The sequence below is a fragment of the Micromonospora deserti genome, from assembly GCF_003236335.1.
GTDB classification, from domain to species: domain Bacteria; phylum Actinomycetota; class Actinomycetes; order Mycobacteriales; family Micromonosporaceae; genus Micromonospora; species Micromonospora deserti.
This window is the reverse complement of the sequence record NZ_POUB01000184.1, coordinates 1-12,232: the sequence shown is the minus strand read 5'-3', so window position 1 is coordinate 12,232 and position 12,232 is coordinate 1. Positions and strand designations below refer to the sequence as shown.

The window sequence follows — 12,232 nt, the reverse complement described above, 5'->3', positions numbered from 1 at the left end:
GCCCACCCCGTTGACCAGGTTGCCGAGGCTGTAGACGGTGCCCCGGTGCTCGGGCGGGTTCACGTCGGCGATCAGGGCGAACCAGTTCGGTGAGTTCGCCGAGGTCAGCGCCAGCGCGAGCAGCGCGGTGAACAGGCTGAGCCCGACCGACGGCTCGCTGACCACGCTGGCCAGCACGGCCCGGACCACCGCGCCGCCGCCGGCCCCGTCGGGCACGTCGATCCGGATCGGCACGAAGAAGAGCACCAGGTAGAACGGCACCGCGGCGAGGATGCCGACCGCCGCGACCAGCGCCCGCCCCCGGGGCGTACGCCGTTGCAGCCGGTCGCCGACCAGCCCGCCGACGATGGACAGCACCCCGCCGAGCTGGAACAGGGTGGCGAAGACGCTGCCCACCATCACCGCGGTCGCCGGCGAGTAGCCCTGCGCCTCGGCCCGCTCGGCGAAGAGCACCGGCAGCCAGACCAGCGACCCGAAGGCCGCCTGTGCGGTGAGGCCCTGCAGGATCAGCCAGCGGTTGGTCCGACGCCCGAGAATCCCCGGCAGGTCGGCCCGGCTGATCCGGTAGTCGTACTCGGCGCCGGTGGCGAGCGCGTCGGCCAGCGCCGGCTCACTCTGACCCCGCCGGATGTCGTAGGTGAACAGGTAGGCCGCGGTGGCGGCGAGGCCGACCACGGTCAGCATCAGGAACGGGCGCCGCCAGTCGACCGCCCCGAGCAGCCCGCCGACCAGTGTCCCGGCGAGCGTGCCGACCCCCTGCGACAGGCCCCAGAAACTCATTACCAGCCCCCGGCGGCGGGGCGAGATCAGATCGGTGACCACCGAGAAGCCGACCGAGCCGACCGCGCCGAGGCCGACGGCGGCGAGCAGTTGCGCGGCCAGGAAGGCCGGGTAGTTCGCCGCGACCGCGCTGCCGCCCGTCCCCGCCGCCCAGATCAGGGTGCCGACCATGAGCAGCCGCTTGCGGTTCGCCCGGTCGCCGACGTACGCCCAGGCCACCGCGGCCACCGCGCTGACCAGGAAACTCGCCGCGGTGACCAGGCCGAGCAGGCGCTGCGGCACGTCGAACGCCACGGCGATCGACCCGTACAGCGGCGGCACCAGGCCGATCGCCACGTTGTCCAGCGAGGCGAGCAGCACGAACACCACGACGCTGTAGAACCGGTGCACCGCGCCGCCGCCCCACACCCGCGCGGCGCCAACCCTGGTCAAGGTCACGTACCGCAGCCAACCAGGAGGAGATAACGACCCGATCACCGGGCCGGCGGTACCCCCGGCGTCACGACGTGGAGCGGTCCACGATCCGGTCGCGGGCCTCGGCGTAGCGGTGCCGGATGGCGGGGACGGGCTCGGCGGCGTACTCCTCGATGCCGGTAGGCGACCACGGCGGCGGTGTCGCGCCGCCCAGGGCGAGCCAGGCGGCCTGGCGGGCGGCACCGTCGGCGACGTACTCCCCGGGCGGCGGGACCACCACCGGGCAGCCGAAAACCTGCGGAGCGATCCGGCGCACCGCGGCGGAACGGGCACCGCCGCCGACCAGGATCACCCGCCGGACCGTGGCGCCCTGCGCGGTCAGCGCGTCAAGGCCGTCGGCGAGGGCGCAGAGCAGCCCCTCGACCGCGGCCCGGGCGAGGTGGGCCGGGGTCGAGGTGCGCAGGGTCAGCCCGTGCACCGCCCCGGTGGCCAGCGGCCGGTTCGGGGTCCGCTCCCCCTCCAGGTAGGGGACCATGACCAACCCGTCCGCGCCGGCGGGCGCGGACAGCGCCAGGTCAGCCAGGTCAGCGAGGTCGACCCGGAGCATCGACGCGGCGGCGTCGAGCACCCGGGCGGCGTTCAGCGTGCAGACCAACGGCAGGAACCGGCCGGTGGCGTCGGCGAAGCCGGCGACGATGCCGTCCGGGTCGGCCGCCGGGGCGTCGGCGACGCTGAACACGGTGCCCGAGGTGCCAATCGAGACGACCACGTCGCCGGGGCCCGCGCCGACGCCGAGCGCGGCGGCGGCGTTGTCCCCCGTCCCCGGCCCGAGCAGCGCGCCCGACCCGGTCCGGGGCGCGCCGACCGGGTCGGGGTGCAGCTCACCGGCGCGGTCGGCCGGCCCGAGCACCGTGGGCACGTGCAGCCGCCGGCCGAAGGCCCGCTCCAGCAGGTCGAGGCGGTACTCCCCGGTGGCCGCGGACCAGTAGCCGGTGCCGCTGGCGTCGCCGCGGTCGGTGCGCAGCGCGTCCAGCCCGGGCGCGCCGGCCAGCCGCCAGGTCAGCCAGTCGTGCGGCAGGCAGACCGCCGCCGCCCGGGCCGCCCGCTCCGGCTCGTGCCGGGCCAGCCAGCGCAGCTTGGTGGCGGTGAAGCTGGCCACTGGCACCAGACCCACCGCGTCCGCCCAGAACCGTCGGCCGGTCTCGCCGCCGCCGGCCTCCTCGATCAGCTCGGCGGCGGCGCCGGCCGACCGGGTGTCGTTCCACAGCAACGCCGGCCGGACCACCCGGCCCGCCTCGTCGAGGCAGACCATGCCGTGCTGCTGGCCGGCGACCGAGACCGCCGCCACGTCGGCCAGCCCGCCCGCGGCGTCGACGGCCGCGCCCAGGGCCCGCCACCAGGCCTCCGGATCGACCTCGGTGCCGTCCGGGTGCGACGCCCGGCCCTGCCGGACCAGCGCGCCGCTCTCGGCGTCCCGGACGACCACCTTGCAGGACTGGGTCGAGGAGTCGACACCCGCGACGAGCGGCATGGCCGGCCGCCTCAGCGCGCGCCGAGCAGGTGCTCGACGGCGAGCTGGTTGAGCCGGACGAAGCCGAAGCCCTTCGCGGCGACCCCGTCGACGTCGAACTCCTCGAACGCGGCGTGGTCGGCGAGCAGGTCTGCGTAGCTCTCCCCCGGCGCGAGCGTCGGGGTGCCCAGCTCGGCGACCTTGCTGGCGGCCAGCGCCTCGGTCACCTCCGGGTCGGCGCGGAACGCCGCGGCCCGCTCCTTGAGCAGCAGGTAGGTCCGCATGTTCGCCGCCGCCGAGGCCCAGACGCCGGCGACGTCCTCGGTGCGTGAGGGCTTGTAGTCGAAGTGCCGGGGGCCGTCGTACGCGGGCCCGCCGGCCGGGCCGCCGTGCTCCAGCAGGTCGACCAGGGCGAACGCGTTGAGCAGGTCACCGTGGCCGAAGACCAGGTCCTGGTCGTACTTGATGCCGCGCTGGCCGTTGAGGTCGATGTGGAACAGCTTGCCCTGCCAGAGCGCCTGGGCGATGCCGTGGGCGAAGTTCAGCCCGGCCATCTGCTCATGCCCCACCTCGGGGTTGAGCCCGACCAGCTCGGGGTGGGCGAGGGTGGAGATGAAGGCCAGCGCGTGCCCGACCGTGGGCAGCAAAATGTCGCCGCGCGGCTCGTTCGGCTTGGGTTCGAGGGCGAAGCGCAGGTCGTAGCCGCGGTCGACGACGTACTGGCAGAGCAGGTCGACCGCCTCGCGGTAGCGGTCCAGCGCGGCGCGGACGTCCTTGGCCATGTCGTACTCGGCGCCTTCCCGGCCGCCCCACATCACGAAGGTGCGGGCGCCCAGTTCGGCGGCGAGGTCGACGTTGCGCAGCACCTTGCGCAGCGCGTAGCGCCGGACGTCCCGGTCGTTGCTGGTGAAGCCGCCGTCCTTGAAGACCGGGTGGGTGAAGAGGTTGGTGGTGACCATCGGCACCACCAGACCGGATTCGTCGAGCGCCTTGCGGAACCGGGCGATGCGCTGGTCGCGGGTGGCGGCGTCGGCGCCGAACGGCACCAGGTCGTCGTCGTGGAAGGTGATCCCGTACGCGCCGAGCTCGGCGAGCCGGTGCACCGCCTCGACCGGGTCGAGCGCCGGGCGGGTGGCGTCGCCGAACGGGTCGCGGGCCTGCCAGCCGACCGTCCAGAGGCCGAAGGAGAACTTGTCGGCGGGGGTGGGACGGGGTGCCATGGCAGACCTCCGGGGTGTCGTCCGCTATTTGTTCAGTGGTTGAATTATTTGACCGACCTGTGGCACTGTCAAGGGGTGAGCCGACCCGAGCCCCCGGCCGGAGCGGTACGGCAGGGCAGCCTGCGCGAGTGGAACCTCACGCTGGTGCTCGACCGGATCGCCGCCGCCGACCGCCCCCCGTCCCGGGCCGAGCTGGCCGCCGAGACCAGCCTCACCCGGGCCACCGTCTCGGCCGTCGTGGAGGACCTGGTCACCGGACGGCTGGTGACCGAGGCCGAGCCCACCCCGCGTACCGGCGCGGGTCGGCCCGCCCGCGGCCTGGTGCTGGCCCCGGACGGCCCGGCCGGGCTGGGCCTGGAGGTCAACGTCGACTACCTGGCCGTCTGCGTGGTCGACCTCACCGGGCGCATCCGGCACCACACCGTGCACCGCGCCGACCTGCGGCCGGTCTCCCCCGCCGAGGCGCTGGGCCGGCTGGCCGGGCTGGCCGCCCGGGCCCGCGCCGACGCCGCCGGGCAGGGTCTGACCCTGGCCGGCGCGGCACTCGCCGTGCCGGGGCTCGTCGACGACGCCGGCCGGGTCCGCCTCGCGCCGAACCTCGGCTGGCGCGACGTGGCCGTCGCGGCGCTGCTTGCCGGGCACCCGCCGCTCACCGCGCACGTCGAGGGCGTCCCGCCGCTGGTGGTCGACAACGAGGCGAACCTGGCCGCGCTGGGCGAGTTGCACTCCGGCCCGCCGGGGCCGGCCAGCTTCCTGCACATCTCCGGGGAGGTGGGCATCGGCGCCGGGATCGTGCTGGACGGCGCCCTCTTCCGGGGCGCCCGCGGCTGGAGCGGCGAGATCGGCCACATGTCCGTCCGCCCGGACGGGCCCGCGTGCCGGTGCGGCGGCCGGGGCTGCCTGGAGACGTACACCGGGCAGGAGGCGATCCTGGCGGCGGCCGGGCTGGCCGGCGCGGACCTCCCCGCGGACACCGCGACCACCCGGCTGGCCGAGCTGGCCGCGGCCGGTGAACCCGCCGCGCTGCGTGCCCTGCAGGAGGCCGGTACGGCGCTCGGGGTCGCGGTCGCCGGCGTGGTCAACCTGCTCGACCTGGACACGGTGGTGCTCGGCGGCGGATACGCCCCGCTGGTGCCGTGGCTGCGCCCGCCGGTGCTGGCGGAGATCTCCCGCCGGGTGCTCACCGCCGCCTGGTCGCCGGTCACCGTCCGCCCGGCGGTGCTCGGCGCCGAGGCCGCCGCCGTCGGCGCGGCCGGTTCGGTGGTACGCCGGATCCTCGCCCGACCGGCCGGCTGGCTGGCGCGGCACGGCTGACCCGCACGTCCTCCGGCGCCCTGCGCCGCCTCAGGCCGTCCGGGCCACCGAGGGGTCTCCCGGCCACTGCTGCGTCGGCACCGCGACCGACCCTTCCCCGGGATGCCCGGCGGACCAGGGCCCCGCCGGCTCGACCGAACGGACCGGCGCGCCCCGGCCGCGGGCCGCCTCGTCGAACTCCCGCATCCCCCGCAGCAGGGCCTGCCGCCCCTCGGGGGTCATGCCGGCGAGGATCGCGGCGAGCTGCTGCCGGCGGTCGTCGCGCAGCTCGGCGAGGAGCCGGCGGGCCTCTGGAGTGAGGTGCAGCGAGATCTCCCGCCGGTCGAGCCGGCCGGGCTCCCGCTCCAGCATCCCCGCGGCCACCAGCCGGTCGCAGAGCCGGCTGGCGGAGGAGAGCAGCATGTCGAGCTGAACGGCCAGGCGGCGCAGGTTGATGCCGTCGTGCTGTTCGATCACCATGACCGCCCGCAGCTGGGCACCGGAGACCCTGCTCGTCGTCCGCTCCCGGGCCGACTCCCAGACCGTCAGCAGGGCACCCGCCGCCACGTCCAGCTCGGCAGCCATACTCGTCTCGCGTCCCGCAGGACCGTGTACTTCCGCCATGGTGCGCCCGAGACTACTCCGCATCCGCTGGTCGCCGTGCTCGTGAGCGAGGAGCGATGACGAGCGATCCGGTCAACCGGGTGCGCGGTCTCCTGCACCAGACCCCCGCCGACCTCCTGCTGGACCGGCTCGCTGATGCGGCTCGACCTGCCCACCGGGGTGATGACCGTGGTTGACGCCGGCCACCCCGCCGTGCTCAGTACGCCCCGCGGCCCTCAGTACGCCCCGCGGCCGTTGATCACCGCGCCGAAGGTCTTCCAGAGGATCGTCAGGTCGGCCGCGAGCGACCAGTTCTCCACGTAGTACAGATCGAGCCGGATGCCGTCCTCCCAGCTCAGATCCGACCGGCCGCTGACCTGCCAGAGGCCGGTCATGCCGGGCTTGACCAGCAGCCGGCGGGCCACGTCGCCGTCGTACCGGGCCACCTCCGACGGCAGCGGCGGGCGGGGGCCGACCAGGCTCATCTGCCCGAGCAGGACGTTGACCAGCTGCGGGAGTTCGTCCAGCGACCACTTCCGCAGCAGCCGGCCGATCCGGGTCACCCGCGGGTCGTCGCGCATCTTGAACATCAGGCCGTCGGTCTCGTTGCGGGCGGCCAGCTCCGCCAGCAGGGCGTCGGCGTTCACCACCATGGTACGGAACTTGTAGACGCCGAACTCCCGGCCGCCCTGGCCCACCCGGGTCTGCCGAAACAGCACCGGCCCCCGGCTGTCCAGCCGGATGGCCAGCGCGATCACCGCCAGCAGCGGCAGCAGCAGCGTCAACGCGAACGACGAGGCGGCCCGGTCGACCAAGCCCTTGACCAGCTTTCGGGCCCCCCGGAACTCAGGCGCCTCGACATGGATCAGCGGCAGGCCGGCGACCGGGCGGGTGTGGATGCGTGGCCCCGCCACGTCGGTCAACGCCGGGGCGACCACCAGGTCGACGCCGCTGCCCTCCAGTTGCCAGCCGAGCCGGCGCAGCCGGGTGGCGGTCAGCTCGCCGGAGGCGGTGACCGCGACGGTGTCCGCGCCGATGGCGGTGGCGGCCTCGGGGATGCCGCGGAACGAGCCGACCACCGGCACGTCGCCCAGCCGCTGAGCCACCGGCGCCAGCAGTGCGTCGGGGATGCAGGCACCGACCACCTGGTAGCCGGCGTACGGCTCCCGGCGCAGGGTGTGCACCAACTCCAGCACGTGCGCGGTGTCGCCGACCACCAGCACCTTGCGCGACCAGCCGGCGCCCCGGGACCGGGCCCGGTGCAGCCGCTTACGCGCCGCGAACCGGGCCACCTCCAGACCGACCGTGCCCAGCGCGAACGAGATGCCGAGGAAGCCGCGGGAGACCCCGACGTCGGCGATGTAGCCGGCGATGGCGACGCCGCCCGCGAGCCGCAGGCTGGCCGCGCTGACCCGGCGGTACTCGTCCGCGCCGTAGCCGAGCACCCGGTCGTCGTAGCAGCGCAGCACCTTGAGCGAGACCAGCCAGGCCAGCACCAGGCCGGGAGCCACGAGGACGTACGGGATCTCGGAGCCGCCCGGGTCGTCGGCACCGAACCGGGCGGCGTACGCGACGAGCACGGCGAGGGTCAGGACGGTGGTGTCCAGCACCACCAGGGCTTGTACGTAGGCCCGTTCGTCGGCGCGTGCCGCCGGGCCGGACGGCGGGCCGTCCGGCGACGACGTCCGGACGGGGGTCAACAGCGTCGCCGAGGTCACCGGCCCTCCCACTTCGCTCGCCGCCGGCCCCGCTCACCGGCCCGGACGCGGGCCGGCCGCGCCGGTGCACTACGACATCCTGCCCCGACAACTATGGTGGCCACTTGCTTCGGACGTATTGCCGTCACTTTTCCCGACTCGGCCGGGACCGGGATAGGGCCCGTCGTGCCGGCTCCACCGGCACGACGGGCCCCCCGACTGCGGTGTCGCGGCTCAGCTCGGCGCCTTGCGCAACGCGATCGCCTTGAGGAAGATGTCGCCGATCTTGGTCGGGTCCTCGGTGACGAAGGCGCCGCCGCCGGTGACCTTGGTGATCGACTCCAGCTCCGCCTTGCTGACGTCGCCGCCGATACCGACGATCACGACCTGCACCGGCCGCTCCGGGTCCTTGATCTTGTTCAGCTCGGACAGCAGCTGCTGCTGGGTGATGCCGTCGGAATCCTCGTTCTTGCCGTCGGTGAAGAGCACGATCGAGTTGACCCGGCCGGCCTGCCAGTCCTCCTGGACCTCCTTGTAGGCGGCGAGCATCGTGTCGTAGAGACCGGTGTCGCCGTTGGACGACCTGGTGGTGCTCAGCGCCTGCTCCAGCTTGCCGCGTCCGCTCGACAGCGGCCCGATGGGCACCAGCTGACGGTAGTCGCGGGAGCCGACCAGCTGGGTGGAGAACGTCCAGAGGCCGATCGACCAGGAGTCGTCGAACAGGTTCAGGCCGCGGCGGGCCGCCTCCAGGGTGACCTGCTGCCGGGTCGCGTTGTTGGCGCTGGGCACCTTCTCCTTCATCGACCCGGACACGTCGATGACGCAGAGCATCCGGCCCGACTGGGTGGCGATCGACCAGCTGGAGACCGCGCGGTCCATCGACAGCGGGTCCAGCCCACCGGTCGCCGCGGTGCCGCCGCTCGACGGGGTGGTCGCCTGGCCACCGGCCGGGCTCGGGGCACCCTGCGGCGCGGCGAAGCCCTCGCCCCAGTTGCCGTCCGGGGCCCGCAGCGACTGCGCGGCCAGCCGGTTACGGAACCCCGGCGTGGTGAGCACCTCGTAGAGCACCCGCGCCGCCGAGGCCTTGGCCGGCTCGATGCCGGGCAGCACCGCGTACGGGTAGTCCAGCGGGGCCGGCGCCGGCTCCAGATAGAGCGCGGCCAGCGGCACCGGGGGCTTCTTGCTGTTGTACTCGATGACGTCCTCTTCGGACAGCGCCGCCGCGCCGAGGCTGCTGGCGATGGTCGTGGCGTCGGGCGCGCTCGGGAAGCGGGCGAGCAGGTCCTGCCGCAGGGCCGACTTCTCGCTGGCCAGCGCCCGCAGGGCGCCGACCTTGTCCCGCTCCGCGTCCGCGCCGCCGCTGGCGCTCGCGGCGGCGGTGAGCGAGAGCAGCCCGGACAGGCCGGCCGCGTCCCGGGTCGGCTCGACGATCCCGGCGCGCAGCGGCTTGCTGCTGCTCACCTGCTGGAGCAGCTGGGTCCAGCTCAGCTTCGCCTCGGGCCAGCCGAGCCGGGAGGCCACCGGCTCCGGCATCGCCACGACCACCGGACTGCGGGCGATGGACGCCCCGTTGCCCGGGTCGAAGGCGGTCGCACCCCCGGTCTTCAGCCGCAGCAGCCAGATCGACGAATCCGGAATCCAGACGTCCGGGCTGACCGCCGTGCCGCTGGCCTGACCCACGCCGGCGAGCGTCGCGCCGTGCTTGGCGGCCACCGTGGCCGCCACCTCCACCGGATCGGAGGCCGACACGTTCACCGCGATGCAGGTGCCGCCGACGGCCGCGCCGTCCCTCTCCCACTCGGTGGCGGCGGCGTCGACCGCGGGAGCGAGTTCGGAGGCCACCGCGACGGAGAGTTCGATCTGCCCCGAGCAGTCTGGCTGGGCCAGCTGCTGATAGCCGAACCAGCCGCCCGCCGTTACGGCGAGTACACCGACGGCAGCCGCAGCGGTGGCGGCATGGATATTGGAACGCATTCGATGGCGGCCTGCAGACACGCTGACCATCTTGCGTATCGGGTGAGGTAACTGCCACAACCGTTCGGACGAAGTTACTGAGGAGAAACAGTTGATCGCCATTTGGCAACAATCCGTAACCAACCCGCACCACCGTGTTGCCAGCGTGGTGCGGCCGACACCGTCGGTGCCGGGTCAGGGCAGCACACAGGTCGGGCTGGGCACCGGCACCGGCTCACCGACCGGCACCGGCACGCCGGCGGCCCGGTCCACCCGGAAGACCCGCACCATGTCGGCCCGCTCGTCGGCGACGTAGAGGTGCTCGCCGGTCAGGGCGAAGTGCCGCGGCCACTCCCCACCGGTGTCCACCTCGGCGACCAGCCGTGGCAGCTCGCCGTCCAGCGCGAACACCGAAACGGTGCCGACCCCGCGGTTGGCCAGGTAGAGGAAGCGCCCGTCGGCCCCGACCGCGACCTCCGACGGCTGTACGTGCCCGGGCCGTTCACTGGCCTCGACCCGGCCGCGCTGGTGCAGCGCCCCGTCGGTCAGCTCGTAGGCGGCGACCGAGCCGTCCAACTCCCCCACCAGCCAGCACCGCCGGCCGTCCGGGTGCCGGGCCAGGTGTCGCGGACCGCTCCCCGGCGCGGTCCGCACCCGGGGCGCCCGGGGCACCAGCCGCCCGGTGGCGGCATCCAGGTCGTAGCGGTAGACCGAGTCGGTGCCCAGGTCGACCGCGAGCAACGGGCCGCCGTTCGGGTCCGGGTTGACCATGTGGGTGTGCGCCCGTTCCTGGCGCCCCGGGTCGGGGCCGTGCCCCTCGTGCCGCACCAGGTCGCTGCGCTCGCCGGGCACCCCCTGCGGGTCGAGCGGGAAGACTGCCACACTCCCGCCGTAGTTGGCGACGAAGAGGTGACCGCCGTCCGGGGCGACCGCGAGGTGGCAGGGCTCCGCGTCGCCGGTGGGCCGGGTGCCGAGGGCGGCGAGGCCACCGTCCGGGCCGACCCGGAACGCGCTGATCTCGCCGGTCGCCAGCTCGTTGACCGCGTACAGCACCGGCAGCCGCGGGTGCCGGGCCAGGAAGGACGGCGACGCGGTGACCGCGACGGTGCCGAGCGGGGTCAGCTCCCCGGTGACCGGGTCGCGCCGCGCCGCGACGATGCCGGCGCCGCGCCCGCCGCTGTGCGCCGTGTAGCCGCCGATGTGGACGATCGTGCCCGGACCTGCCACTGTTCCCGCCCCTCCGCCGGTTCCTCCGTCGATCCAACCAGAGGTTGCCCGGGAAGCCGGACCGTTAGGCCGGAAATCGGCGCCGATCCGGCCGGCCGCCCGGGACGCGCCCCCGCGCTCAGCCCGCCGGGACCGGCTCGCCGCGCTGCCGCGCGACGTGCTCGACCAGGGCGATCAGCACCAGCTTGCCGGACTGCCGGTCACGGGCGTCGCAGAGCACCAGCGGCACGTCGGGGTCGAGGTCCAGGGCCTGGCGTACGTTCTCCAGGCTGAATCGGCGTGCGCCGTCGAAGCAGTTCACCCCCACCACGAACGGGATGCCCCGCTGCTCCAAGTAGTCGATCGACGGGAAGCAGTCGGCCAGCCGCCGGGTGTCGGCGAGCACCACCGCGCCGAGCGCCCCGAAGGCCAACTCGTCCCAGAGGAACCAGAAGCGGTCCTGGCCGGGGGTGCCGAAGAGATAGACCTGCAGGTCCTCGTTGATGGTGATCCGGCCGAAGTCCATCGCCACCGTGGTGGTGGACTTGGTCTCCACGCCGGAGATGTCGTCGGTGCCGATGCCGGCCCCGGTCAGCACCTCCTCGGTCTGCAACGGCCGGACCTCGCTGAGCGCGCTCACCAGCGTCGTCTTGCCCGCGCCGAAGCCACCCGCGATCAGGATCTTCAGCGCCAGCGGGACGCGGGCCGCCGGCGCGGAACGGTCATAGCGCACGGAGTCCACTGACCACCGCCTTGAGGATGTCGTCGTCGGGCAGGCACGCGGCGGCCGGCGGCTGGTGCACCGCGACCAGCCCTCGGGCCAGCAGGTCGCCGAGCAGCACCCGGACCACGCCGAGCGCGAGGTCCAGGTCGGCCGCCAGCTCGGCCACCGCGACGGGCCGACCGGCCAGCTCGACCAGGCGCCGGTGCTCGGGTTGCAGCTCCGGGTGGGCGGCCGGGTCGGCGTCCGGTTCGGCCAGCACGTATGCGACCAGGTCGAACCCGGCGACGGACGACCGGACCCGGCCGCCGGTGAGCGTGTAGGGGCGCACGACCGGGCCGGCGGCGTCGTCCAGCCACTCGTGCGGCGGCCCGGGCGACTCAGTCCGCATCGGCCGCCCCCGCCGACCGGGCCGGGGCGGTGAGGTTCTCCCCCACCCGGGTCACCAGCATCGCCATCTCGTACGCCACCAGGCCGATGTCGGCGTCCGCGTCGCTGACCACGGCCAGGCAGGCGCCCTGCCCCGCCGCCGTGACGAAGAGGTACGCGGACTCCATCTCCACCACGGTCTGCCGGACCGGCCCGCCCGCCACGTGCCGGCTCGCGCCGCGGGCCAGGCTGGAGAGGCCCGAGGCCAGGGCGCACAGGTGCTCGGCGTCGGAGCGCTCCAGGCCGGCGGAGCAGCCGAGCAGCAGCCCGTCCGCCGACAGGACGACGGCCTGGCGGGCGGGGAGCACCCGGTCCACCAGGTCGTCGAGCAACCAGTCGAGATCGGGGCTCTGCCTCGTCGGATGCAGCATCAGGCGTCCCTCTCAGGTGCGGTCGGGGGTTCGGG

General features: G+C 74.4%; 11 protein-coding genes. 1 reads left to right on the top strand and 10 read right to left on the bottom strand.

Translation table 11 applies throughout. From position 1 onward, the window contains the following. The 3 genes from C1I99_RS22260 to xylA all read right to left on the bottom strand — a co-directional run. The coding region (locus C1I99_RS22260; protein WP_111136160.1) for an MFS transporter at positions 1–1,218 on the bottom strand (1,218 nt) is incomplete at its 3' end. 61 nt (positions 1,219–1,279) lie between these two features. Then, positions 1,280–2,725 (bottom strand): xylulokinase, encoded by a 1,446-nt coding sequence (gene xylB / locus C1I99_RS22255; protein WP_111136157.1) that lies wholly within the window; start codon positions 2,723–2,725, stop codon positions 1,280–1,282. An 11-nt stretch (positions 2,726–2,736) separates the two neighbouring features. After that, a complete protein-coding gene (gene xylA / locus C1I99_RS22250; RefSeq protein ID WP_111136156.1) occupies positions 2,737–3,924 on the bottom strand; it encodes a xylose isomerase in 1,188 nt (395 codons plus the stop codon). Between the two features lie 75 nt (positions 3,925–3,999). On the opposite strand from xylA, the gene C1I99_RS22245 reads away from it, so the two are divergent. Then, a complete protein-coding gene (locus C1I99_RS22245; protein ID WP_233512640.1) occupies positions 4,000–5,238 on the top strand; it encodes an ROK family transcriptional regulator in 1,239 nt (412 codons plus the stop codon). Positions 5,239–5,268: 30 nt separating this feature from the next. Here the strand turns inward: C1I99_RS22245 and C1I99_RS22240 are convergent, their stop codons facing one another. The 7 genes from C1I99_RS22240 to C1I99_RS22210 form a co-directional block, all read right to left on the bottom strand. After that, entirely contained in the window at positions 5,269–5,802 is a 534-nt protein-coding gene (locus tag C1I99_RS22240; RefSeq protein ID WP_111136155.1) for a MarR family winged helix-turn-helix transcriptional regulator, read from the bottom strand. A 254-nt stretch (positions 5,803–6,056) separates the two neighbouring features. Next, positions 6,057–7,538: a sugar transferase gene (locus tag C1I99_RS22235; protein ID WP_111136154.1), complete on the bottom strand. Its 1,482-nt coding sequence runs from the start codon at positions 7,536–7,538 to the stop codon at positions 6,057–6,059. Positions 7,539–7,751: 213 nt separating this feature from the next. Beyond that, positions 7,752–9,512 carry a substrate-binding domain-containing protein gene (locus C1I99_RS22230; RefSeq protein ID WP_111136158.1) on the bottom strand — a complete coding sequence of 587 codons (1,761 nt, stop codon included), beginning with the start codon at positions 9,510–9,512 and terminating at the stop codon, positions 7,752–7,754. A 153-nt stretch (positions 9,513–9,665) separates the two neighbouring features. Further along, complete coding sequence (locus tag C1I99_RS22225) at positions 9,666–10,697, bottom strand: lactonase family protein (RefSeq protein WP_111136153.1); 1,032 nt, start codon at positions 10,695–10,697, stop codon at positions 9,666–9,668. A 118-nt stretch (positions 10,698–10,815) separates the two neighbouring features. Further along, positions 10,816–11,418 carry a GTP-binding protein gene (locus C1I99_RS22220; RefSeq protein WP_111136152.1) on the bottom strand — a complete coding sequence of 201 codons (603 nt, stop codon included), beginning with the start codon at positions 11,416–11,418 and terminating at the stop codon, positions 10,816–10,818. Next, positions 11,399–11,788, bottom strand: a complete 390-nt coding sequence (locus tag C1I99_RS22215; RefSeq protein ID WP_111136151.1) for a DUF742 domain-containing protein — start codon at positions 11,786–11,788, stop codon at positions 11,399–11,401. The genes C1I99_RS22220 and C1I99_RS22215 overlap by 20 nt, the downstream gene beginning before the upstream one ends. Beyond that, positions 11,778–12,200, bottom strand: coding sequence for a roadblock/LC7 domain-containing protein (locus C1I99_RS22210; protein WP_199562344.1), 423 nt, complete (start codon positions 12,198–12,200; stop codon positions 11,778–11,780). Before C1I99_RS22210 ends, C1I99_RS22215 begins: the two co-directional genes overlap by 11 nt. Positions 12,201–12,232: the final 32 nt, after the last annotated feature.